Origin of the sequence: Paraburkholderia dipogonis, from assembly GCF_042680985.1 — a bacterium.
GTDB lineage: Bacteria > Pseudomonadota > Gammaproteobacteria > Burkholderiales > Burkholderiaceae > Paraburkholderia > Paraburkholderia phytofirmans.
On the sequence record NZ_JBHUFR010000011.1, the window covers coordinates 238,385 to 262,670 of the forward strand.

Annotated in this window: 19 protein-coding genes; 8 read left to right on the forward strand and 11 right to left on the reverse strand. The window is 61.2% G+C overall.

Annotation, left to right across the window (positions count from 1 at the left end):
* Nucleotides 1-448: 448 nt before the first annotated feature.
* From ACFSNN_RS16530 to ACFSNN_RS16540, 3 genes are all read right to left on the reverse strand, one after another.
* On the reverse strand, nt 449-907 hold the full coding sequence (locus ACFSNN_RS16530; protein ID WP_244322762.1) for an energy transducer TonB family protein: 459 nt from the start codon (nt 905-907) through the stop codon (nt 449-451).
* 451 nt (nt 908-1,358) lie between these two features.
* Nucleotides 1,359-2,765: an argininosuccinate lyase gene (argH, locus tag ACFSNN_RS16535; protein ID WP_012432112.1), complete on the reverse strand. Its 1,407-nt coding sequence runs from the start codon at nt 2,763-2,765 to the stop codon at nt 1,359-1,361.
* Between the two features lie 159 nt (nt 2,766-2,924).
* Nucleotides 2,925-3,737 (reverse strand): helix-turn-helix transcriptional regulator, encoded by an 813-nt coding sequence (locus tag ACFSNN_RS16540; protein ID WP_134458950.1) that lies wholly within the window; start codon nt 3,735-3,737, stop codon nt 2,925-2,927.
* Nucleotides 3,738-3,890: 153 nt separating this feature from the next.
* Between ACFSNN_RS16540 and ACFSNN_RS16545 the strand changes: the two genes are divergently transcribed.
* Entirely contained in the window at nt 3,891-4,643 is a 753-nt protein-coding gene (locus ACFSNN_RS16545; protein WP_134456818.1) for a class I SAM-dependent methyltransferase, read from the forward strand.
* A gap of 123 nt (nt 4,644-4,766) precedes the next feature.
* Here ACFSNN_RS16545 and ppc read toward each other — a convergent pair whose 3' ends face one another.
* Complete coding sequence (ppc, locus tag ACFSNN_RS16550; RefSeq protein ID WP_134456817.1) at nt 4,767-7,979, reverse strand: phosphoenolpyruvate carboxylase; 3,213 nt, start codon at nt 7,977-7,979, stop codon at nt 4,767-4,769.
* A gap of 413 nt (nt 7,980-8,392) precedes the next feature.
* Between ppc and hemC the strand changes: the two genes are divergently transcribed.
* Genes hemC through ACFSNN_RS16565 form a run of 3 tightly spaced genes read left to right on the forward strand, consistent with a single transcriptional unit; the run spans nt 8,393 to nt 12,632 of the window.
* Nucleotides 8,393-9,421: a hydroxymethylbilane synthase gene (hemC, locus tag ACFSNN_RS16555; RefSeq protein ID WP_134456816.1), complete on the forward strand. Its 1,029-nt coding sequence runs from the start codon at nt 8,393-8,395 to the stop codon at nt 9,419-9,421.
* Nucleotides 9,421-11,439 carry a fused uroporphyrinogen-III synthase HemD/membrane protein HemX gene (gene hemDX / locus ACFSNN_RS16560; RefSeq protein ID WP_134456815.1) on the forward strand — a complete coding sequence of 673 codons (2,019 nt, stop codon included), beginning with the start codon at nt 9,421-9,423 and terminating at the stop codon, nt 11,437-11,439. Before hemC ends, hemDX begins: the two co-directional genes overlap by 1 nt.
* 2 nt (nt 11,440-11,441) lie before the next feature.
* On the forward strand, nt 11,442-12,632 hold the full coding sequence (locus ACFSNN_RS16565; RefSeq protein WP_134456814.1) for a heme biosynthesis protein HemY: 1,191 nt from the start codon (nt 11,442-11,444) through the stop codon (nt 12,630-12,632).
* A gap of 149 nt (nt 12,633-12,781) precedes the next feature.
* On the opposite strand, the gene ACFSNN_RS16570 is transcribed toward ACFSNN_RS16565, so the two are convergent.
* A complete protein-coding gene (locus ACFSNN_RS16570) occupies nt 12,782-13,249 on the reverse strand; it encodes a hypothetical protein (protein WP_134456813.1) in 468 nt (155 codons plus the stop codon).
* A 588-nt stretch (nt 13,250-13,837) separates the two neighbouring features.
* A complete protein-coding gene (locus ACFSNN_RS16575) occupies nt 13,838-14,326 on the reverse strand; it encodes a hypothetical protein (protein ID WP_134456812.1) in 489 nt (162 codons plus the stop codon).
* Nucleotides 14,327-14,640: 314 nt separating this feature from the next.
* Here ACFSNN_RS16575 and ACFSNN_RS16580 point away from each other — a divergent pair, with 314 nt between their 5' ends.
* Nucleotides 14,641-15,645, forward strand: a complete 1,005-nt coding sequence (locus ACFSNN_RS16580; protein ID WP_377689123.1) for a hypothetical protein — start codon at nt 14,641-14,643, stop codon at nt 15,643-15,645.
* A 552-nt stretch (nt 15,646-16,197) separates the two neighbouring features.
* On the opposite strand, the gene ACFSNN_RS16585 is transcribed toward ACFSNN_RS16580, so the two are convergent.
* Entirely contained in the window at nt 16,198-16,971 is a 774-nt protein-coding gene (locus tag ACFSNN_RS16585; RefSeq protein WP_134456810.1) for a YkgJ family cysteine cluster protein, read from the reverse strand.
* Between the two features lie 958 nt (nt 16,972-17,929).
* Here ACFSNN_RS16585 and ACFSNN_RS16590 point away from each other — a divergent pair.
* The 3 genes from ACFSNN_RS16590 to ACFSNN_RS16600 all read left to right on the forward strand — a co-directional run bounded on the left by ACFSNN_RS16590 (nt 17,930) and on the right by ACFSNN_RS16600 (nt 19,661).
* Nucleotides 17,930-18,469 carry a PAAR domain-containing protein gene (locus tag ACFSNN_RS16590; RefSeq protein WP_208949480.1) on the forward strand — a complete coding sequence of 180 codons (540 nt, stop codon included), beginning with the start codon at nt 17,930-17,932 and terminating at the stop codon, nt 18,467-18,469.
* Between the two features lie 192 nt (nt 18,470-18,661).
* Nucleotides 18,662-19,174 carry a lysozyme gene (locus ACFSNN_RS16595; protein ID WP_166799244.1) on the forward strand — a complete coding sequence of 171 codons (513 nt, stop codon included), beginning with the start codon at nt 18,662-18,664 and terminating at the stop codon, nt 19,172-19,174.
* Nucleotides 19,161-19,661, forward strand: coding sequence for a lysozyme inhibitor LprI family protein (locus ACFSNN_RS16600; RefSeq protein ID WP_134456808.1), 501 nt, complete (start codon nt 19,161-19,163; stop codon nt 19,659-19,661). Before ACFSNN_RS16595 ends, ACFSNN_RS16600 begins: the two co-directional genes overlap by 14 nt.
* A gap of 200 nt (nt 19,662-19,861) precedes the next feature.
* On the opposite strand, the gene ACFSNN_RS16605 is transcribed toward ACFSNN_RS16600, so the two are convergent.
* From ACFSNN_RS16605 to ACFSNN_RS16620, 4 genes are all read right to left on the reverse strand, one after another.
* Nucleotides 19,862-20,269 carry a hypothetical protein gene (locus tag ACFSNN_RS16605; protein ID WP_134456807.1) on the reverse strand — a complete coding sequence of 136 codons (408 nt, stop codon included), beginning with the start codon at nt 20,267-20,269 and terminating at the stop codon, nt 19,862-19,864.
* A 247-nt stretch (nt 20,270-20,516) separates the two neighbouring features.
* Nucleotides 20,517-21,836, reverse strand: coding sequence for an MFS transporter (locus ACFSNN_RS16610; protein WP_134456806.1), 1,320 nt, complete (start codon nt 21,834-21,836; stop codon nt 20,517-20,519).
* Between the two features lie 155 nt (nt 21,837-21,991).
* Nucleotides 21,992-22,750 (reverse strand): SDR family oxidoreductase, encoded by a 759-nt coding sequence (locus tag ACFSNN_RS16615; protein WP_134456805.1) that lies wholly within the window; start codon nt 22,748-22,750, stop codon nt 21,992-21,994.
* A gap of 43 nt (nt 22,751-22,793) precedes the next feature.
* Nucleotides 22,794-24,233: an aldehyde dehydrogenase family protein gene (locus ACFSNN_RS16620; RefSeq protein WP_134456804.1), complete on the reverse strand. Its 1,440-nt coding sequence runs from the start codon at nt 24,231-24,233 to the stop codon at nt 22,794-22,796.
* Between the last annotated feature and the right edge of the window lie 53 nt (nt 24,234-24,286).

Consider the following 24,286-nt stretch of genomic DNA (forward strand, 5'->3'; position numbering starts at 1 on the left):
GACGGCATCTTTGTTCAAATTCGTGCGTTTCGCTTTGTCGGCGGGCCGGTGGCGGCTCGTGGGACGCCGGCGACGCAAACAACGAAGCAACAGCTTACAACGGCAGCCGGCGAAGTTCGCCCGCGAAAGCGGCCATACCAGGGCAATAACCAGGCGGGAGGCTTACGCTTGCGGCGTGCGAGGTAAGGCGCAGCGGCCGGCGCGGCGCGAAGCCGTGATGTTTTGGGATCAGGGCAACGGCGGGCCGCTTCATGCATCAAGCAGGCGGCGCTCGCGGATGGCGCGGCGGCGCTGCAATCGGGCTCATGCCGCGCCCGCGGGTGAGCAGGTGGCGTGAGCCATGCCGGAAGGCTCCGGCGCAGGGAATCGAAAAATTATAGCGAGCGCGGCCGCGACGCAGCAAGGCGGCGCCAGGTTTGCCTCGCGCTTTGCGCGAAACGAAGCGCGCTCAATCGATGGTCTGCGCTTGCGGCGAGGCGAACTCGCGAAGCTGGAACTTGCCGTTGTCGTTGAACAGCCAGTCTTCGAATAGCTCGAGCTGGCCACGGCCGTTCAGCAATTTGCCGGGCGGCTGCGGCAGCGGCGCGGCGCGCCGCAAGCTGGCGAGCGCGGTGCTTTCGGCTTCGTCGTCGCCGTTGGTGCGATACACCGACGACTCCAGCACACGGCCATTGCTATCCACCGTGAACGAGACCACAACCAGCGAGCGCAGCATCGCTTGCGGCGTGCCGCGCAGCACATAAGACGGATTGCGTTCGAGGATGCGTTTGGCCACGGCATCGCGGTACTGATCGAGCGTCGCGCTGCTGATGGCGGCAGCGGGCGTCGGTACGCTCGCGCGCGGCGGCGGTGTGATGGTGCAGCCCGCCATGCCCATGCCGATAACCAGGCCGACGACGAGGAGCATGCCGCGCACGTGCGCGGGCCCTACGCCGACGCTGCAAACGCCGCGTTCGTTGCAATGGCGAAGGTGACGCGTGCGAGTGAACATGGTCGGGGAAACAGCAAGGACAGGGCGTGATTTGATGGTAGTCAAAATCCGCCAGGAAGCAATTAGCGTTCGCCCGCTGTATGTGGTCCAACCGTCTGTAATAGGCTGAAATATGAGCGAATTGGTTGACGGTGAAAAACACGCCTACACTTCGATGGTCTCTTTCGAGAGGCATCGGTGGAAGTCTTTCATTTAGCCCGCTTCGCGCGGGCTTTTTCTTTGTGCGGCGCGGTTCGCGCAAGTACGTGCGACGCGAAAACAAAAGGCGAACCCGACAACGAGTTCGCCTTTCTATCCGCAAGCTGCGTGCAGGCGCCAAGTATGAGATGAGCGCGTAATGCGCGCTCACCGCACGCCGTGCGTCCGCTTACTTCAGCGCCGCACGTGCCGCCTTCACCGCCGCGAGCACCTGTTCCGGCGCCGTGCCGCCCGGATGATTGCGGCTCGCCACCGAACCTTCCAGCGTCAGATACGAGAACACGTCCTCGCCGATCAGATGCGCGACATTCGGCAGCTCCTTGCGCATTTCCTCGAGCGTCAGATCCGCCAGATCGCAGCCGCGATCCGCGCAGACGCGCACCGCCAACGCCACCGCTTCGTGCGCGTCGCGGAACGGCAGGCCGCGCTTGACCAGGTAGTCGGCCAGATCGGTTGCCGTGGAGAAGCCTTGCAGCGCGGCGTCGCGCATCGCTTGCGGCTTCACCGAAATACCGGCGACCATTTCAGCGAAGATGCGCAGCGTATCCGCAACCGTATCGACGGTGTCGAACAGCGGCTCCTTGTCTTCCTGATTGTCCTTGTTGTACGCGAGCGGCTGGCCTTTCATGAGCGTGAGCAGGGCGATCAGATGGCCGTTCACGCGGCCGGTCTTGCCGCGCGCGAGTTCGGGCACGTCCGGGTTCTTCTTCTGCGGCATGATCGACGAGCCGGTGCAGAAGCGGTCCGCCAGATCGATAAAGCCGACGCGCGGGCTCATCCACAGCACGAGTTCTTCGGAGAAGCGCGAGACGTGCGTCATGACGAGCGCCGAGGCCGCCGTGAATTCGATCGCGAAGTCGCGGTCGGACACGGCGTCGAGCGAGTTCGCGCAGATGCCGTCGAAGCCCAGCGTCTTCGCCACCGCGTGGCGGTCGATCGGATAGCTGGTGCCGGCGAGCGCGGCCGCGCCGAGCGGCAGACGGTTCACACGTTTGCGGCAGTCGATCATGCGCTCGGCGTCGCGCGAGAACATTTCGACGTAGGCGAGCAGGTGATGCCCGAACGTGACCGGCTGCGCCACTTGCAAATGCGTGAAGCCCGGCATGATGGTCGAGGCGTTCTTCTCCGCCATGTCGAGCAGCGCGGTGCGCAATTCGGTCAGCAAGCCGCCGATCCGGTCGATCTCGCCGCGCAGCCACAAACGGATATCCGTCGCGACCTGGTCGTTACGCGAGCGGCCGGTGTGAAGGCGCTTGCCGGCGTCGCCGATCAGCGCGGTCAGGCGCGCTTCGATGTTCAGGTGGACGTCTTCCAGATCGAGTTGCCACTCGAACTCGCCTCGCTCGATTTCGCCCTTGATCTGCGCCATGCCGCGTTGGATCGCGGCGAGGTCGTCGGCGGCGATGATCTTTTGCGCGGCCAGCATCGAGGCGTGCGCGAGCGACCCTTCGATGTCGACGAGCGCCAGACGCTTGTCGAAGAAAACCGACGACGTGTAGCGTTTGACGAGCTCCGACATCGGCTCCGAGAAGCGAGCCGACCAGGCTTCGCCTTTTTTGTGCAGTTGGGACGTCATGGTGTTGGGCAGTTAAGCGGCAGTTGAGCGAGCGGTGAAGAGGCTGACGACGCGAATGCACATGCCGTGCAAAGGTGACGCCGAAGCGAGGAAAGACAGGGATTTTAACACTGGCCGGGAGGCTTAAAGACGCCGTGCGCCGCGGCTGTCTCCCGTCGCCTACTCGCGCACCAGCACCACCAGCTTCAGATCTTCGCGATGCGCGGGTTTGAACGTGATCTGGTCATACACGATGCGGCCGTCGCGCGGATGGTTGAACTCGCGCCGTCCGCCTTCGCGGCCGCCCACGTCCTGCGAGGCCCAGAAGCGCGCGAACGCGTCGCTCGCGGCGGTGAGCGAGTCGATCAGCGCGCGGGTGGGCGCGTCGTTCAGATGGCGGATCGAGTCGGCGCGGAATTCGGCGGCAAGCCGCCGCGCGCGTGTTTCCCAATCGACGATCAGCTCGCGCGCGGCCGCTTCCGTGAAGGTGTAGCGCAGCAGATTGCGGTCGTGCGCGCCGTCCAGCCAGCCGACGAACAGGTCCGTGGCACGCTCGTTCCACGCGAGCGCATTCCATTGGCGGTCGAGCACATAGGCCGGCGCGCTCACGAGCTGCACGGTTTCCAGCAGGGTGGCGGGCGCGTCGGCGGCGGCCGGATCGGGCTCCGCCGGGTCGCGCTGGGCGGCCAGTTCAAACAGATACGCCCGCTCGGCGCGCGACAGTTGCAACGCGACCGCGATGCGCGCGAGCGCGTCGGCGGAAGCGGAGACCGGGCGCCCCTGTTCGATCCACGTGTACCAGGTCGGACTCACGCCGCACAGTTGCGCGACTTCCTCGCGCCGTAAGCCTGGCGTACGGCGGCGCGGACCCGGCGGCAAGCCGACCGCTTGCGGCGAGAGCCGCTCACGGTGAGCGCGGATGAAGTCGCCGAGCGCGCGGGCCGGGGTGGCGTCGAGCGGCGGCGGGTTGTCGGCGGAAGACGGCGTGGTCATGCTGAGCGGGCGGTAGGTCGACGAAGGGAGGGAGGTAATGGCGATACCAGAATAATTGCTTAACTTGTACTGGTACACGGCCGGCTCTATTGTAGCGGCTGGAACTGCGCCACGCGCTTCCAGCGTGCCCCAAATACATAACCGGAGCCTCCCATGAAGCATCACGATCAGGTCGCCGACGCATTCGGCTCGACCGCCGCCGCCTATTTGACGAGCCCGACCCATGCCACCGGCGCCGATCTGCGCGCGCTGGCCGAATCGATCGCGGCGACGCCGGATGCGACGGTGCTCGACATGGGTTGCGGCGCGGGCCATGCGAGCTTCGCGGTCGCGCCGCACGCGCGAGAAGTGGTCGCCTATGACATCGCGCCGCAAATGCTGGCGACGGTGGACGGCGCCGCGAAGGAGCGCGGTCTTGCCAATATCCGCACGCAGCAAGGCGCGGCCGAAGTGCTGCCGTTCGCCGATCATTCGTTCGACTGGGTGATCAGCCGGATGAGCGCGCATCACTGGCACGACGTGCCGCCCGCGCTCGCCGAAGTGCGGCGTGTGCTCAAGCCGGGTGGCAAGGTGTTGTTCATCGATATCGCCGGCATCGATCATCCGCTGCTCGACACGCATATTCAGGCCATCGAGTTGCTGCGCGACGGCTCGCATATCCGCGATTACCGCGCCGACGAGTGGCTCGCGTTATTTGCCGCGGCGGGGTTCAAGGCGTCGATTCGCGAGCGTTGGCGCATCGATATCGAGTTCAGCTCGTGGGTGGCACGCATGCGCACGCCGGAGCCGCGCGTGGTGGCGATCCGCTCGATGTGGGCGAATTCGCCGGACGAAGTCCGTCAATATTTCGACGTGCAGGAAGACGGCTCATTCAAGCTCGACGCGTTGATGATCGAAGCGCAATGAAAAAAACCGGGCGCGACGAACAGCGTCGCGCCCGGCTGATTGTGCGGTTAGCCAAAATACCGCAGCCGACCAGGCGCGCCGCAATGTGCGCGCTCAGTTGGCCGCCGTGAACCGCTTGCGTGTTTAACCCGTATTGCGCAGCCCCGCCGCAATCCCGTTGATGCTCAAATGAATCCCGCGCCGCACGCGCGCGTTGGTGTCGCCCGCGCGGTGACGCTTGAGCAACTCCACCTGCAAGTGATTCAGCGGATCGAGATACGGGAAGCGGTTCTTGATCGAACGCGCGAGCAGCGGGTTCTCCGCGAGCCGTTCGTTCTTGCCCGTAATCTCCGACAACACCTTCGACGTGCGCTCCCATTCCGCGACGATCCGCTCGAACACGTGCTTGCGCAGCTTCTTGTCGGACACGAGCGCGGCGTAGCGCGAAGCGACCGCGAGGTCGGTCTTTGCCAGAACCATGTCCATGTTCGACAGCAGGTTGGCGAAGAACGGCCACGTCTTGTGCATTTTTTTCAGCAGCGCGAGACGGTTCTTGCGTTCGGCGTCGGTCGGCGCGCTGTCCAGATGCGCGGCCACCGCGCTGCCGAAACCGTACCAGCCTGTCAGCAGCAAACGGCATTGACCCCACGAGAAGCCCCACGGAATCGCGCGCAGATCTTCGATCTTGCGTTGCTTCGGGTCCTGCAGTTTGCGCGAGGCCGGACGGCTGCCGATATTCAACTCGGCGATCTCCGCGATCGGCGTCGACTCGAAGAAATACTCCTTGAAGCCCGGCGTTTCGTAGACCAGCGCACGGTAGGACGCCATCGCCGCGTCCGACAACTGCTGCATGGTTTCTTCGAAGGCGGGCAGTTGCGCCGGGGCAATGCCGTGCGGCAGCAAGGATGCTTCGAGCGTGGCGGCGACCACCGTTTCCAGATTGCGTCGGCCGATCTCCGGATTGCCGAACTTGCTCGCGATCACTTCGCCTTGCTCGGTCAAACGGATCTGGCCGTCGACGGTGCCCGGCGGCTGCGACAGAATCGCCTGATAAGTCGGACCGCCGCCACGGCCCACGGTGCCTCCGCGTCCATGGAACAGACGTAGCGTCACGCCGCGTTCGTTGAAAAGCGACACCAGCGCGAGTTCGGCGCGGTACAACTCCCAGTTCGACGTGAGGAACCCGCCGTCCTTGTTGCTGTCCGAATAGCCGAGCATGACTTCCTGCTCGTTGCCCTGATGTTCTATCAGCGCGTCGACGCCCGGCAGCGCGATCAGGTCGCGCATGATGTGCGGCGCGTTGCGCAAGTCGGGGATCGTCTCGAACAGCGGGATCACCATCAGGCCCGCTTGCGCCGGATCGTTCGCATCGCCCAGACGTCCGCGCAGCAGGCCGGTTTCCTTTTGCAGCAACATCACTTCGACCAGATCGCTCACGGTCTCCGTGTGCGAGATGATGTAGTTGCGCACCGCGCGCGCGCCGAATTTCTCACGCGTGATGCGCGCTTCCTCCAGCACGCCGAGCTCGCTCTTCACGAGGTCGGAGTAGTCCGCGTACGGCAGGCGCAACGAACGCGGCTGCGCCAGTTCGGCCAGCAGGACCTTGAGCTTGTCTTCTTCCGTGAGCGCCGCGTAGTCGTCCTCGACGCCGGCGCGCTTGAGCAGTTCGGCGATCACCGCTTCGTGAATGTCGGAGCTCTGGCGCAAGTCGATGCTCGCCAGATGGAAGCCGAACACTTCGGCGGCGCGCGCGAGCGGCGACAGACGCGGTGCGGCGAGCGGCGCGCCATGATGCTCGGCGAGCGAATCGATCAGCACGTGCAGGTCGCGCACGAATTCGGACGAGTCGCCGTACGGCTTGGCACGGATCGGCGCCGCGCCGCGGCCCGCGCTGCGCACCGGCACGCTGCCTTCGCCGAGGCGCACGCGCGCGCTCGCGGCGAGCCGCGTGTACATGCCGATCAACGCGCGGCGATACGGCTCGTCGGTGCGGTGCGGCGACTGGTCGGGCGAGGCGGCGGCGAGTTCCTTCAGGGCTTCGCTGGCGCCGGCCAGCAGGTTCGACACCGACAACTCCGCGCCGAGCTTATGCACCTGCTCCATGTAGTGCTCGAAGATCACCGCGGCCTGGCGGGTGATCGCGTTTTCGAGCGTCTCGGCCGTGACGTTCGGATTGCCGTCGCGGTCGCCGCCGATCCAGCTGCCCATCTGGAAGAACGGCGGCAGGCGCGCGTCGATGCCGTGCTCGGTGAGCGCTTCTTCGATATCGGCGTAGAGCGCCGGAATTTCAGTGAGGAAAGTGGCGCGGTAGTACGACAGCGCGTTCTCGATTTCGTCGGCCACGGAGAGGCGCGAATCGCGCAACATGCGCGTTTGCCACAGCGACGTGACGCGGGCGCGCAGCATTGCCTCGTTGTGCGCGCGTTCGCGCTCGGTCAACTGCTGATCGCGTTCGGCGAGTAGACGCGCGACGTCGTGCTGCGCGTCGAGAATGCTCTTGCGTTGCACTTCGGTCGGGTGCGCGGTGAGCACCGGCACGATCAGCGCGTCGTTGAAGAACTGCTGCAGGACCGGCGTAGCGGCCGCGTTGGCTTCGACCAGCCGTTCGAGCGCATGGGCAATCGTGCCCGGCTGCGAGGTCGAACCGGCCAGTGCGTGAATCCGGTGACGGCGGTTGCGGTGGCGGTCTTCGGCAATGTTCGCGAGATGCGAGAAGTAGCTGAACGCGCGCACCACGCTGACCGTTTGTTCAGGGCTCAGCGAGCGCAGTTTCTTGTCGAGCGTTTGCGCGGCGGCGCTGTCGTCTTCGCGGCGAAAGCGCACGGCGTTCTGGCGGATCGTTTCGACGACGTCGAACACCGCGTCGCCTTCCTGTTCGCGCAGCACGTCGCCGAGCAGGCGCCCGAGATAGCGAATGTCTTGAAACAGCGGATGGTCCTTGTCCTCGCGCGTGCGGCCATTGCCCCTCGGCGCGGCTGCGGTTGCGGACGCGGGCGATTCGTCCGCCACGGCCTGCAGTGCGGGCGCTTGCGGCGCTTCGGCGACGACCTTGATCTTCGCGGAACCGGCCTTGGCCGTTTTCTGCGCCTTGACGGTGGCTGCGGCTTGCGTCGTCTTACCCGTCTTGACTGCTTTCACGGCCTTGTCCGTCTTGACAGGCGTGGAGGTTTTGGCGGCCTTGCCGGCTTTGGCGGCGTGAGCGGCCTGAGCGGGTTTGCCGGCGCGTTTGGCCGATGTGGACTTGGCGGCGGTTGTAGCCGAGGCGGCAGAAGCGGCGGGCTGGGCGGCGTCGGCCGCGCGAGCGTTGGGCAATGCAGTGTTGCGGCGGGCAGGGCGCGCCGATCCGGAAGACGTCACGATGGGTTTCCTCAGGGAAGCCAGGGTCTGTTGAGTGATGAACTGCTACTGCGGAACTGCACTATGAACTGCAACGTGAACTGCAAGGGAACTGCGCGAAACGGTATGCGCCGATGGCGATACGCCTGAGAGAAGACTGCGCGCCTGACCGGTGCCGCGCGTTTTGCACGACACTCGTTCGAGGCGCGTGCGGCACCTGAGCCAGGTCAAGCCGCACCGCATCATCCCGCATGCGGCGGCGCGGTGCGCGAACGACCGTGCGTGAACATGCCGGGATAGGGCAGGCGCGCGCCGCGCGAAGCCCGTCTCCTCCATCGATACCGCTTCAGCACGGCGCCTGGCCGCGTCTTGAGACGCAAGGGCGCGTGCTAACATTGTTCGTTATTACATCCCGTCATTCGATCAGCAAGCTAATGAACACCGAGACGTTTTCCACGCCACCCCACACGCTTGTGATTGCGTCGCGAGAAAGCCGCCTAGCCATGTGGCAAGCGGAGCATGTGCGATGTGCGCTGCACAAATTATATCCATCTTGTGACGTAAAAATCCTCGGAATGACAACACGTGGCGATCAAATTCTCGATCGCACTTTGTCGAAGGTTGGTGGTAAGGGCCTCTTCGTGAAGGAACTCGAAGCCGCTCTCGCCGACGGCCGCGCCGACCTCGCCGTGCACTCGCTCAAAGACGTGCCGATGGAGTTGCCCGCAGGCTTTGCGCTGTCCACCATCATGGAGCGCGAAGATCCGCGCGACGCGCTGGTCTCCAATGATTACGATTCGCTCGCCGCGTTGCCCGCAGGCGCCGTGGTCGGCACTTCCAGCCTGCGCCGCGAGGCCATGCTGCGCATGCGTTATCCGCATCTCGAAGTGCGGCCGTTGCGCGGCAATCTGGACACGCGTCTGTCGAAACTCGATCGCGGCGATTACGCGGCGATCATTCTGGCCGCGGCCGGCCTGAAGCGTCTGGGTCTGGGCGAGCGCATCCGCGCGCTGCTCGATCCCGAAGACAGCTTGCCCGCAGCAGGTCAGGGTGCGCTCGGCATCGAGATTCGCGCCGACCGCGCGGACCTCGCGGCATGGCTCGCACCGTTGCATCATGACCACACCGCAGCCGCCGTCGAAGCGGAGCGCATGGTGTCGCGTGCGCTCGGCGGCAGTTGCGAAGTGCCGCTCGCCGCCTATGCCACATGGCGCGACGGCGCGCTGCATCTGCGTGGCATCGTCGCCACGCCTGACGGGCAGCGCGTGCTGAGCGCGCAGGCCTCGGCGCCGGCGCCTAGCGTCGAACGCGCGGTCGCGCTCGGTAAGGAAGTGGCAAGCGCGCTCGAACAGCAGGGCGCGATGGACATCGTGCGTGCGCTCAGCAGCGCCAGCGGTCCCGCCGCGGCGAAGCAGGGCGCAGCGGAAGACGGCGCGGCCGACAGCGCGGCGACCGGCGAGTGATGGCGGCCGATATCCCAGGCAACACTCCTTCACCCGTCGACAAGGCGGCGTTCACGGTCGTGATTACGCGACCGGCCGGTCAGTCGAACGAACTGATCGCGCGGCTCGCCGCCGCGGGCATCGCCACGCTCGACTTTCCGCTGATCGACATCGCGCCCGTCACCGACGACGCGCCGTTGCGCGCCGCGTTGGCCTCGCTCGAACGCTATGCGCTCGTTGTGTTCGTATCGCCGAATGCCGTCGATCATGCCTTCGCTCAGAGCGACTCGATCTGGCCGCATGCGTTGCCGATCGGCGTGGTCGGGCCGGGCAGCGTGCAGGCGCTCGCGCGCCATGGCGTCGCCGCACCGGCGTACAACGTGATCAGCCCGCCGTCCGGTTCGGATGAAGACACCGCGCGCTTTGATTCCGAAGGTCTGTTCGCCGCGATCGATACAGCGCTCGGAGCGACCAGTCTCGAAGGCAAGCGCGTGCTGATCGTGCGCGGCGACGGCGGACGCGAATGGCTCGCCGAGCGTCTGCGCGAAGCCGGCGCTGAAGTCGACACGGTCGCGGCATACCGGCGCCTCGTGCCGGAGCCGTCGATCGGCGCCTGGGCGCGCGTGCACGAGTTGCTCGCGGGCGTGCCGCACGCGTGGCTGCTCACCAGTTCCGAAGGCGTGCGCAATCTGAACGAACTGGCGCACGACCACCTCACCGCCGACGAGATCGCGCAGCTCAAACGCGCCGCGCTCGTCACGCCGCATCCCCGTATCGCGCAGACCGCGCGGGCATTGGGTTTTGATAGCATGACGGTGTCCGGCGCGGGCGATGAGCGCATTGCCCGTGCCTTGATTGCCGCCGTCCCGGCCGTCGTCCAACCGGTATCGTCCAACCCGGCTCATTCACCGGCTAAATCACGCATGACTGAAACGAACGCATCCACGAACGCTTCACCCCAGCCGGCCGCGACCACTGCGTTGCCGCCGAATCAACCCTTCACGCCCTACGAAGCGCAAAAGCGCCATAGCGCGAGCGGACCGCTGCTGTGGTTTGTCGTCGTGATCATTGCTTGTGCCGCGGGCGTGGGCGGCTATGCGCTCAATCGCAAGGTGGAGCGCACGGAGCAGCAGCTCGTGCAGCGCCAGCAAGCCAACGACACGCAGACCAACGAACTGCGCATCAAGACGGAGCAGGCGCTCGCCACGGTGCATCAGTCGGATTCGCAGGTTGCGCAACTCGAAGGCAAGCTTGCCGATGCGCAAACCTCGCAGCAGGCGCTGCAACAGCAATACGCGGATCTCGCGCGCAATCGCGACGACTGGACGCTCGCCGAAGTCGGCCAGATGCTCTCCGCCGCCAGCCAGCAGTTGCAGCTCACCGGCAACACGCAGCTCGCGCTGTTCGCGCTGCAAAGCGCCGACACGCGTCTCGCTGCATCAGATAGCCCGCAAGCGGTCGCCGTGCGCAAGGCCATCGCGCAGGACATCGACAAGCTGAAGGCCGCGCCTTCCACCGATCTCACGGGCATGGCCATCAAGCTCGACAACGCGATCGACCAGGTCGACAAGCTGCCGCTTTCGGGCGAAGCACCGATCGCCCACGCCACGCCGCAAGCCGCGACCTGGGCCGACACGGCCAAGGTGGCCGCGGCCACCGGCGAGCCGCGGTGGAAAGTGTGGTGGCGTGAAGTGAGCACCGGTATCGGCCAGCAGTTGACGAGCCTCGTGCAGGTGCGCCGCATCGACAACGCCGACGCGATGCTGGTCACGCCCGATCAGGGCTACTTCGTGCGCGAGAATCTCAAGCTGCGTTTGCTGTCGGCGCGTCTCGCCTTGCTCTCGCGCAACGAGACCACGCTGAAGTCCGACCTTCAGGCGGCGCAGAATGCGCTCACGCGTTACTTCGACAACTCGTCGAAGAAAACGCAGACCGTGACCGATCTCGTCAAGCAGGTGGAGGCGGGCTCGGCCGCGGTTGAATTGCCGAATCTGAACACGAGCCTGCAGGCCGTCAATCAATACCGGAGCCGAGGTTAATCATGGCGATCCGGGGACTTCTATGGCTTGCGTTGCTGTTCGTCATCGCGGTGGTGCTGGCGGTGGTCGGGCGCTTCGACATGGGACAGGTGCTGTTGATCTATCCGCCGTATCGCGTTGATATATCGCTGAATCTGTTCGTGGTTGGGTTGGTGGTGCTGTTCATCCTGATGTATGCGCTGCTGCGCATCTTCCGCAATATCTGGCGCATGCCGCAGCGTGTGGCTGCTTATCGCGCTCGCTCGCGCGTTGCGAAAGCGCATGCGGCGCTGCGTGATGCGATCGGCAATCTGTACGCCGGGCGTTTTTCGCGCGCTGAGAAAGCCGCCAAGGATGCGCTCGCGAATGGCGACAACAAGGGCGCGGCGGGTTTGATCGCGGCTACGGCGGCGCATCGTATGCATGAATATGCGCGGCGTGACGAGTGGCTTTCGCAGATCAATGAGGCCGACTGGCAGGATGCACGCCTGATGGCCACCGCCGATATGCGCGCTGACGGCCGTGACGCGGACGGCGCATTGACCGCGCTGACGCAAATGCAATCACAGGGTGGGCGGCGGATTCACGCGCAGCAGATCATGTTACGCGCGCAGCAGCAGTTGAAGAACTGGGGCGAAGTGCTCAAGCTCGTCAAGACGCTGGAAAAGCGTGAGGCGATTCATCCGGCGGTGGCGGTGCGTTTGCGCCAGCTCGCGGCGGAAAACCTGCTGCGTGACCGGCGTCACAATGCCGATGCGCTGCTGGAGTTGTGGAATTCGTTGTCGGCTACTGAGCGTCATTCGCCGCGTCTCGCGGATCTTGCCGCGGAGTTGCTGGTCGCGCTGAATCGTCCGCAGGAAGCGCGCAAGATCGTCGAGGAAGCGCTCGCGCAGAACTGGGATGCGCGCTTGCTGCGTCGATATCCGGATACGGCTGGCGGCGACGCGTTGCCGCTGATTCAGAAGGCTGAAGGGTGGCAGAAGGATCGGCCGGAAGATGCGGACTTGATGTTCGCGTTGGGGCGTTTGTGTCTGCATCAGCAGTTGTGGGGTAAGGCGCAGTCGTTCCTTGAGCGCGCGCTGAAACTCGCGGATAACGAGACGCTGAAGATTCGTTCGCATCGTGCGTTGGCGCGGTTGCATGAACAGCTTGGCGATGCGGATAAGGCTAGCCAGCATTATCGGGAAAGTGCGTTGGCGATGAATATTGTTTGAGTTTTTTGAGCGGCGCGTTTGTTGTTGGCGTGCTGTTTTGAGAGCTTGAGATTGCTGGTTGATGAGGCGATGGCCGCAGCGGATGCTGCGGCCATTTTTTTATTCATGCTTCACGCTGGGCCTGTTTTGTTGGTGCTTGATTTGATCGCTTAGTGCGGTGCAGGGGATGGTTGTTGCGCGGTGGTGGAGGACAACTTGATCATCGCGCTTTTCGTGGACGGTTTTTTGCGGCGCGAAGCGTTTGATTCTTCGTTGAGCGCTTTTGCTCTTTGCGATGCTTCAGCCAGCAGGTTCGTCGCGTGCTGCGCTGTGATGCGGCTGCGCGGGATGCCCTTCGCGTCGAGTGCAATCACCTGGAACAACTCGCGGTCGGATTCGAGTTCCTGCTGGTACTGCTCGGCCGTGTCTACCAGCAATTCGAGCAGCGTCCGGTGACGCTTTCTTTCTTCGTGGGTAATTGCAGGATTTCTAACTATTGAGGATGCGAGTGTGATCAGAGTTTCCAGGTGACTTACTTGTCGGTCGCATAAATCGAACGCGGAGAGGGCTAGCTTTTCGTACTGGAGTGCGTCGACTGGCGGACGCGAAGCTGGTTGATTTTTGACGGACCTGGTCATGGTGCGATCTCCCTGTTGCTTCTTTGGGTCGCCCGGACACGCATCTTTTGGGGAAGGGGTGAGCGGGCACGTGGCAGGGTTAGCAGACCGGCGTTACGTCAAACCGGCGAGCCTCGCGGCTCCCCCACCACAGCCCGCCCATAGAAATATAGACGTGCAGAGGTAGACGCATCCCCACCTGGGTGGGAATGCGGACGTAACGGTCAGGCTGCTAAACCTGGTCAACGGGTGTCTCCCGAAGACTTGATAATTATACGGGAGTGGGTCTATCTCGGATTTGGTCTTGGGGGTAAATGTTGGGATTGGCTGAAGGGATAAGGGCTAGTAGGGCGACAGGGTGATCGTGCGTACCTGGCCCATTTCCACCTCGATTTTGCAGGCGACTGACTGGCGCTTGTGACCTGTGGCGCTTCATTCGATACCGGCCCTGTGAGTTTCCCGGATTGGTAAAACGCGGACAGATTTCGGAGGACTGCATTTGCCCCTCAACGTCCCGGCAAATCACCGTGGCAAATATCTGCAAGAGCGCCGCAAGTCGGATAGTCGAGATGAGGTAATGGATTGTAGTCGCCATGCATACACAATCTGTTAATTGACACCCAACGGGTTCTGGACGGTGCTACTGATTGTGTGCCGGTCGTAGGCGTCAGTAATCGCTCGTTCCATGCGGGCGCCTTTCACCAGTCCGTCGTGCTTGGCTTGCTCGATCAGGGTGGATAGCTCGCGCGCTGCGCATTTCACCGTCACGGGATAGGGATGTTCGTCTTGATCGTTCTCGATCCGAAGGAGATAAAGGGACAACGTTTCGGCCGGATATCTGCGCATGGGTAAGCCCTCGTCCTCGAACAGCTTGCGCATCTTGGCAGTCGTCCGCTTGCGGGCGTAGACGCGCCATGCAATCGACGACGTAATGCTGTCCAGCACGGCATAAAGTATGCGCCCACCGATGAGCACGACGGCAGCAGCCATGAAATCTTTGCGGTGGCCGTGGATTAGCCACGTGTACAGCCCCGCCAAAACGAGATATGGGAGCACCGCGACACCACTGAACCACATCTTGGATTGCGTCTCTTCCATTGCCGGGCCTGTTTGTTCTGTGCCACGCATGATCCAACGGGTGGATTCGCCCTGTCAATATTGTTGGGGAGTATCACGATGGCGCATTTAAGCGTCACTAAGAAGCGATAAGAAGGGCTATACCGACCAGGTCTGGTTGGTGGAAAGCCGCGTGAAAGGTCGATTTGAACAAACTTGTCTGTTGCTTTGCCCACATTAAGAATCAATTCTCTTATAGGTAGTTCCTCTTCCCATCCTTTTGCCATTGATCGTCTACATTTCGCTTAACAACCCTAGTAGTTCGATTCTCGATCGAGGCCATGATGCAGTCGTTCTTGAATACTTTCAAAGGAAAAATAATTGCACTTGCGATTTCCGTTTCTGCATTGCTAGGCTTTCTGCTTAAATTTGAAGACCAAATCAACGACGTTTCTAAGAGAGTTCAAGACCATGGATTTGACAAGGCAGCGATAGAGACGATATATAGAGTGCCAGTAATTCGTGATTGGCTTGGCCTCAGGGCCGTCGAAGATTACCATCAAACGTCAGTTTGTCTTAGGGGAACGAGTCTAATGGATTTGGATCGAGATCACGTCTCCACAGATATACTAGTATTGTATTCGCAAAAAAATGAAATCAATGGATGCAATAAAAATGACAACCCGGTTACTCATGCCCTCTTGTTAAGAGGGCAAGGCTTTAATCTTCAGCCAATACGATCCTTCAACGGAATCGCAGGAGGAACGGCGCTGTTCTCCACGTATGCAGTAGGTCCGCTAATATTTCAAGAAATTATCAGCGGCGCTTCTTTCCCGGAAACACAGATGTACGGGTTTCAAAATAATCGAATAGAACAAATTGGAATATTCCACCATGTTTTAGGAAACGCCTCTGGCGAGGAAGAAGAAACACCGTTCTTTCAATATTCACCCGCACCTGATGGTGCGCGGGTTCATGTTCCTGATGGTTACTTCGAAATAAAATTTAGTCCGCTGTCCAGAAGCTACCAGACTCGGCAATTGGACTGGAACATGATCGCTCCAGACGACGGTCATGGTGTCGTGTTGAATATCGAAGATGAGGACAAGCCCAAATTTTTTGCGAATGGAGGCCTACTAGAAGTTAACAGTGATCATCACGCCTCGCTCGCAGCACAGTCGTTGGATCGGTTTTACCTCGACGCCAGATGTACAGTAGATGGTCTTACACCGGTCAAAAGCGATTTGGGGGCCTACACGCTTGGATCTTCAAAATCCACGCGGACGATAACATGTACGACGCGTGGCGAAACAACGTACATCGATGTATCGGTGAGTTCAACCGATGATCCGTTTAAGTAACCGCGAGAGCACTTGAATGTCAGCACATTCCGAGCTGCCGACCCTTGTGCGACTGCTTGCTGACGGTGAGCCGCCATCTGAGCGTCCGGGGAACGCCCTCGACGGGTGTCTTTTCATGGCCGGGTTGAAGCAGTGCCACCCGGAATTCGCTCGCCCGAGACCGGCCATTCAGCAAGGGCGGACGAGAACTGGACTACTCAAACTGGACAACCACCTCGATCGGCCGCTCATGGCCGAACTCTGCCCGACGCCGCTGCACGCAGGACTCCAAAGCCGCGCGTCAAGCAGAGGACAGCAGCCGACCCACGGCGGACGATGAACCGGGTACCACGCCGACAGCAGCTTCGCGTGCGCAACGGCCATTCACATCGTGAAGTTGGAAGTAAGGTCGTCGGCGGTTGGGAACGCCCACGGAGGATACGTGGGCGGCTCGGTTACGCGATGGTATGACGTCGGCTTCAACCCGTCCTCCCAAAACCGCGCCCGCCGACTCGGGCGATGTCGAATCGCGGGCCCAATCGCTCAACGCGTATAAATTGCCGGAAGCGGCCTTTACTCGGATGCTGCGAAATACCCCAAGTATGCGAAGCCCACACTACTGTCTGCATTGACGAGAGAAGCGACCGCTCCGACCGAAACAAGCGCGTCAACAGTGGGTCTGCGGTTGGATATGAAACGCCACGTCTGCGGCAGCTCCGGCATGCCGCGTTCGTCGCTGGCCCGATGCAGCGCTGCGAGCAAGTCGAAGCGATCAGGCGAATGCGCGACAAAGCCTTCATTCGATACCGCAGCCTGATCGATGCCCAACAACGCGCACACTTGCTGCTTGATTGGGAGATCGTTCACGTCGGCATCACGTGACTGCTGGATCAGCGCCAGCATGCCCTCATCCACCAGCTTGCCTGCGCGCAGCAGCGACGGCAACCCGGGTGTCCACGCGTCGGGCGGACAGGCCTTGTGCGCTGGTTCCAGTTCGATGAATGGATTGATTTCCGCCGGATAGATGCGACACACCAACGGCCTCTGTTCATAGATACCGCAGCGCATGTCTGGTTGGAGATTCGGGCAAGGGCCCGCATACCCGGCCGCCAGAGTTACCAGGACCCTCGTCGACAACGACCCGCTCATCGCGGCAAACGAACGACGACGTTTATGCGCTGCCACGAGATTTTCTGCAGGCGGCTCTGTGGGCCACGGCAGCGCCTCGCAGAGAATCTGCACATCGTTGCCACGCTGCAGCCATGCAACCGCCTCCGTCACGGTCAACGGCAGACGCAGATCGTGACAACACTTGCCACACATCGTGCACTCAAAATCGATATCCATGCCCAATAGCCCTTGCGTCACGCGACGCGTTCCGGTTGTCCAGCTTGACGACCGGTAGGCACGCACGAGGGCGTCCGCCCTCGAAGCGTGGCTACCGGCAAGCACAATCAATTGGGATTAGTCGTTCGAAGGTGGCCGTTCTTACAGGCAAGACGTTTTTTTTTCAGATGTCAGCCGGGTTCGCACGAGAGCGGAAGCACCCGACAAAAATTTGCACATAGTTGTGCGAATTCTCGGGCCGCACGGTGGCAATCAACTTCGCGTTTGTTCACCCGTTCGGCGATGCTTCTCCATGATCTTGGTAGACATCCCTGATGTCGGCGCGATTGTGCCGTCGCGCTGGGCACCACGCCCAGGCTCCCCATGGCATCTGGGAATTCAATAGGCACGCGCGAACGCCGGCCATGCAACTCTTTGGCTTGCCGGTCGCGCTCCTAAGATACTTTGCCGGCCCGTCAAAGCCGCGGGGAATTGGGCACCGCGTCTTTCCCGTAGCTACAGATTTTGAAAACTCTTTGCATCGTGGCCGACGGCATCTCCATCCGGGAATTCGCGCGACAAACGTACACGACGTCACGCTCAAGGCGAGCACTGACGACTACGAATCGCGGTACGAAGAAGTAGCCGAGCTGCGAGAACTTAGCAATGAAGAAGATGAAAGTCTCGCGGATTAATCATCCAGCGACAGGTATGTAACGCCCGGAATTAACTTGAAGTAGTGAGTTTATGCGCATCGCATAGGCCATTCATTTTTCGGAGCAATCCGATACTGGCTTCTTCGGGTGTCGACTAAAGATGGTTGACGAGTTAAAGCCGTAATTGTCGCCGGGTGCCGGTTGCGTCGCGGCCGGTTGCGTTCGTATAAAAGTAAGGACTTTCAAATGTCGGATCAGCAGGAATGTAATGGCAGGTTGTACCCATTCGCAATCTATCTCGGCCACGAGGAGAGCACGACATCATGCGCCGAATCGCGGTGGTTGGCGATCAACTCAGTACGGGCGGGCAAATCCTGCATTACGCAGGCTCGATGTGTACATGGGGCGACGGAGGCCATCAAGTCGCACTTATAGGAGGTGCCGCGTACTGCGAGCAGTGTAAAAGCATCGGCATTATTGCTAAGGCCGGAGGGCCACGCCGCATCAACTTCATGGGCGAGACGGCCGCCGACAGCGACATCGTTCTGTGCAACTGCGCAACGCCACCTCGGATCGTCGCGAGACTCGCGGGCGAATCATGGTGCGATGACGAAGCCGAACATCACGCCGCTAATGCAACCGCCGCCGCGTTACTCGCCGCAGGGTCGAACCACGCTTCACGGCATGATGAACAGTTCACGCTGCGCGACGCGCGCGGGCGTGCGCTTGCAAACAGCTATTACACCGTTCGCTTTCCGTCCGGCTCGGTAGCGCACGGTATAACGGACAGCGCGGGACGCACGATGCGATACAAAACAGACGGGGCACAAAACATCTTGCTCTATCTCGGACACAAGGGTTGAGCATGTCTAAGAGACTTGCTCTCAGAGACGGCGATACAACAATTGAGAGCCATCCGACTAATAATGCGCGCTCGATCCATATTTATCTTGGACATATGCAGGAGGCTTAATGGCGCAACCACTTGCAACTGCAACAACAAACACGAATCCGAATTCCTGCGTACAGGTACAAACGGATAGACTCTGCAAGCCTTGGGCAGCGTCAATTCAAATATTAAGTTTCATTGCCGAGTGGGAAAGTGGCAGAATGAACGGTATGACGCGGATTTTTTTCAAGATCATTCGCATATAGACGTGCCGGTATCCGAAGGTTTTATTGTGTTGGTGTACGCCGATAGTGCTGGCAATCCCACGGTGGGATGCGGCCACCTTGTTCTGCCGGGGGGCAACCTGCAGGTCGGCCAGACAATAACCGTTGAGCGCGCACGGGAATTTCTGAAGAAAGATTTGCGGAGAATGGACGGCGCGTTGAATGCAAAGATACACGTACCATTGTATCAACGTGAATACGATGCGCTAGTGAGCGTTATCTTTAATTCCGGGCCGGGTCAAGCCGCTGACGAACTGGCGAGGATAGTGAACCAAGGCGACTATGAAAATGTACCTGATTCCATAAAGGACTTCCGTTGTGGTACGAGGCTGCGTCCGCGCCGTAGGTCGGAGGCCAGAATATTTGCTGAGGGTGTATACGATGCGACACATTAGAAAATCTGCTGCGTCAGTTTTGATGGTTCTGGTCCCTTTGTTTTTTCATTCCACTGCACCTGGAAAAACGATCTACTCCGTTGAGTTTGATTATAGAAAGGCTACGCCATCATCGGTGTATTTTTCTGGAAAATCGCACAAAGAGGTTGATCATCTTTGCCAGACGGGTGAACACGCATCAACCGCTGACATTGCTGCGTGCAGTCAAAGGGACTATGAAATAATTTTTGCGAAACTAAGGTCGAAAATTAAATCATTGGAAGATGGTTTTAAAAAGGGTGATGCCGAACTGAAAGCCGAGGACGACCCTATAGCATCGCCGTATTTCGAGAAAGGCCAAAACGCATGGATCGAGTTTCGTGACAACCAGTGCTACGCCGAAACGTACTCATTAGGAGAGGCGTCAATGCGTTATATGTCGTTCTGGGATTGCATGGCGCGTATCACGAAAGGAAGGTTAGATGATCTGGACAGCGTGAAAGACTGACGACGTGCAACGGTGTCGGGAGTGTTCCCCGCTTCGGCGGGGGACTTCGCAAGGTAATCTGACGGACCTTTGTGACTTCTAGTGCTCCCTCCGATAGTGGTCTTGCGAGTATCCGGGAGTGGGAAGGGCGGGGACCGAAATCGACCCACAGCGGTCAGCCGCAGCTTCCCAAAGCGGCCGTTCACGGGTCTCCCTCTCTCTCAAGCAGGTTGGAGCTTGCGCGCGCAAAAACCACAATCCTTTGGCGTAAAAACCGAGAACCCGAACTCGACGAGCGCAGACCGCAGTCGCTCAGTAAGCGATACGCCATAGACCTCTAGGATCAAATAACCCGGATTGTTCGAGTGACAATTGTGGTGATCGTCGACAGAATCCAAGATTGTGTCGCACCAGCTTTCTCGATCCACCCCATATTGAATGAACGTGGTAACGCCGCCTTCCATGTTGAGCCCGGGCGGGTTTGGCGACGCTCTCCAGATTTGCTCGGCAACGGCAACATTCGCAGGAGTAGCAACGACCCATGTATGTCGCACTCTGGCGGCCACCTCTTGAATACGAGCGCTGAAATCAGGATCTACGATAAGTGCGACCGTGTCGTTCGTCGGCATTCGTCCTCTACCTTTGCTCGCAACTATCCCGCCAGGAGCAGGCAGATTGAAAGAATTCGATGGTAATTGACGACGATCCGGCCAGCAATGCCGAACGGCAGAAACTGGCCGACTACAGCCGCTCGCCCCCGGCAGTAGTCAGCCAGCATCCCTCGAAATCAACATGCTCGGCGGCCAAGAGGTCGCTTCTTGGCAACCTCCGAAAAGCCTCAGCACTGCATGATTGCCGAGGCTCGCGCGTCGCTCGTCACTTATTAACCATCTTCGCCGGCGCACTAATCGCCAGCAAACCCCCAAGCACCATAAACGCCGCCAGCATATACATCCCCGAATCATTCGCAGCCGTCGCCTGCTTGAGCCACCCCACCGCATACGGACTCAAAAACCCCGCCAAATTCCCAATCGAATTAATCATCGCAATCCCGGCCGCCGCACCGGTCCCCGCCAGAATCGCCGTAGGCAAACTCCAAAACAACGGCAGGGTAGTGAGAATGCCCATAGTCGCGAGCGTAAGCGAAGCCATCGCCAACACAGTGTTATGCGCCCAAACCACAGAAAGCACCAACCCAACCGCCCCCGCAAACGCCGGCAGCGCAATATGCCAGCGCCGCTCCCGCTTCCGGTCCGCGCTCCGCGACACAAACACCATCGCCAGCACAGCCCCCGCGAACGGAATCGCCGAAAGCAACCCGATCATGAAAGCATCCGTCACCCCAGTAGCCTTAATAATCGTCGGCAACCAGAAGCTCACCCCATACAACCCCATCACAAACGAGAAGTACGTAAGACTAAGCATCAACACACGCCCACTCGTCAGCACCTGCCGAATCGGCATGTCATGCTTGGTCGCCTCTTCCGCGGAAACATGCCGCTCAAGCAACTGTTGCTCTTCCTTAGTCAGCCACTTCGCCTTCGAAATCCTATCGTCCAGCATGGCAAAAACCATGATCCCCACGATCACCGAAGGAATCCCTTCGAGCAGAAACAGCCACTGCCAGCCATGCCATCCGTTCAAGCCGTTAAAGGTCTTCAGGATATAACCCGACACCGGCCCGCCGATCACACCCGACAACGCAATCGCCGTCATAAACCACGTAGTCATACGCCCGCGCCGATGCGCCGGATACCAGTACGTGAGATAAAGAATGATCCCAGGAAAGAACCCCGCCTCAGCCAGACCAAGCAGAAAGCGCATCACATAAAACATCGTCGGCGTAGTGACGAACATGGTCAGCATGGAGATCACGCCCCACGACACCATGATCCGCGCGATCCACACCCGCGCGCCGACCTTATGCAGAATCACATTGCTCGGAATCTCGAAGATGAAATAGCCGACAAAGAAAATTCCGGCGCCGAAACCGTACACCGCATCGCTCAGCCCAAGATCGCTGGTCATTTGCAGCTTGGCGAAACCGACGTTGACGCGATCAAGATACGCGACCACGTAACAAAGCATGAGAAGCGGCGCGAGCCGCCAACTGACTTTGCGGTAGGTGGCCTCTTCGAAAGTGGAAGGCGGCGCACCCGCGCCGGGATGGTGGAGCGGATTTGCGGGACTAGCCATGGTGTCTCCTCTTTTCTTGTGGAATTGAAGTACCGCCGTCGATCGATTCTATCCGCGCTGCGTCGTCTGCATGACGAATCGATACCCGGGGAAAACACTGACTGCGGCGAGGGCCGCTGCGCACGAAACCCTCGCGCACCAGATACGGCGCGGCGCTACACGCAGCGCCCGCCGTCCACTTCCAGACACACGCCGGTGATGAACTCCGCCTCGTCCGAAGCCAGATAAAGCGCGGCGTTGGCGATGTCCTGCGGCGTCGAGAAACGCCCAAGCGGAATGCCGGCAAGAAAGCGCTGGCGATTTTCCGGCGTATCTTCCACGCCCATGAATTCGGACAGCAGCGCCGTCTCGCCGATCACCGGATTCACGCAGTTCACGCGTATGCGGTCCGGACCCAGCTCGACCGCCAGCGACTTGCTCGCGATAATCACCGCGCCTTTGCTGCCGTTGTACCAAACGAGCCCGGGGCGCGGCCGCACACCCGCCGTGGACGCAATATTGATGAAGCAGCCGCCGCCTTGCTCGCGGAAATACGGCACGAATTCCTGCACGCTCCAGTAGATGCTTTTCACGTTCACCGCATAGACGCGGTCGAATTCGGCTTCCGTCACATCCATCACCGGCTTGTTGCGATGCGTGGTGCCCGCGTTGTTGACGACGATCTGCACGCTGCCGAAGTCTTCGAGCGCGGCCTCGCGCAGCGTCTGCCAGTCTTCACGATGAGCGACGTTGCCCGCCACCGCGATCGCCTTGCCGCCGGCCAACGCGATTTCGCTCGCTACGCGCTCGGCGGCCGGACCGTTCAGATCGTTGACCACCACGTTCGCGCCTTCGCGCGCGTAGGTCTTCGCAATGCCTTCACCGAAACCCGAGCCGCCACCTGTGACGATGGCTGTTTTACCTGTCAACCGCATGATGTCTCCGCTGTGTGTTGTGGATGGTGATGCGCGTACCTGACTAACCGTGCTTGATTGCAATGGTCTTGAGCACCGTGAAGCCATACAGCGCTTCAAAGCCCTTCTCACGCCCATGGCCCGAATGCTTGACGCCGCCGAACGGCAATTCGACGCCGCCGCCCGCGCCATAGTTGTTGATGAACACCTGGCCGGAGCGCAGGCGGCGCGCGAGCCGCATCTGCCGTGCGCCGTCGCGTGTCCAGATGCCGGCGACGAGACCGAACGACGTGCCGTTGGCAAGCTTCAAAGCTTCGTCTTCGTCGCTGAACGACATGGCGGCGAGCACGGGGCCGAATACTTCGTCGCGCGCGAGGCGGTGGCTCGCGGGCACGTCGCGCAGCAGCGTCGGCGCCTGATAGAAGCCGCTTTCCGGCGCTTCGGGAATCACCTCGCCGTGCGCCGCCATGGCGATGCCGTCGTGCTGCGCATCCGAGAGGAAATCCCACACGCGCCGCTGCTGTTTCGCGCTGATCAGCGGCCCGCAGTCGAGGTCGGCCTGCGAAGGGCCGACGCGCAACGCATGAAACGCGCTGCTCAGCCGGTCGAGCAAGGGCTCGTAAATGGCCCGGTCGATCAACACGCGGCTACCCGCCGAGCAGGTCTGTCCGGCGTTCTGCACGATCGCCGACACCAGCACGGGCAGCGCCGCGTCGAGGTCCGCATCGGCGAAAACGATTTGCGGCGACTTGCCGCCGAGTTCCAGCGTGACCGGCACGTGATTCTCGGCGGCCATTTGCGTGACGAGCTTGCCGGTATCCGGCGAGCCGGTGAACGAGATGTGATCGATGCCCGGATGACGCGCAAGCGCCGCGCCCGCTTCGTGGCCGAAGCCCGTGACGATATTCAGCGCGCCGGCCGGCAAACCCGCCTCGGCAGCAAGTTCGGCGACGCGCAACACGGAGAGACACGCATCCTCTGCCGGTTTGACGACGCAGGCATTGCCGGTGGCGAGCGCCGCACCCACGCTGCGCCCGAAAATCTGCATGGGGTAATTCCACGGCACGATATGGCCGGTTACGCCGTGCGGCTCGCGAATCGTCAGCACCGTATAGCCGGTCTGGTAAGGCAGCGTTTCGCCGTGCAACTTATCCGCCGCGCCGGCGTAAAACTCGAAATAGCGGGCGAGGGCGGCCGAATCGGCGCGCGCCTGCTTGAGCGGCTTGCCGGTGTCGCGCGCTTCGAGTTGGGCGAGTTCTTCCTGCCGCGCGGCAACCAGCATGGACAGCCGGTACAGGATGCGGCCGCGTTCGGCGGCGCTGGCTTGACCCCAGGGGCCTTCGAACGCGCGGCGCGCGGCGTGCACGGCGGCGTCGATATCCGCCGCGGTGCCGCGCGCGAGTTGGGTGAAGGGCTGGCCGTCCGAGGGATCGAGTACGGCGATCGTCTCGCCGCCTGATGCAGCGGACCATTCGCCGCCGATGAAATGCCGGGCTTCTTCCATGCATGCTCCTTGAGGTGTCACGAGCACCGCGCTGCGGTGACGTGGTGTTCACA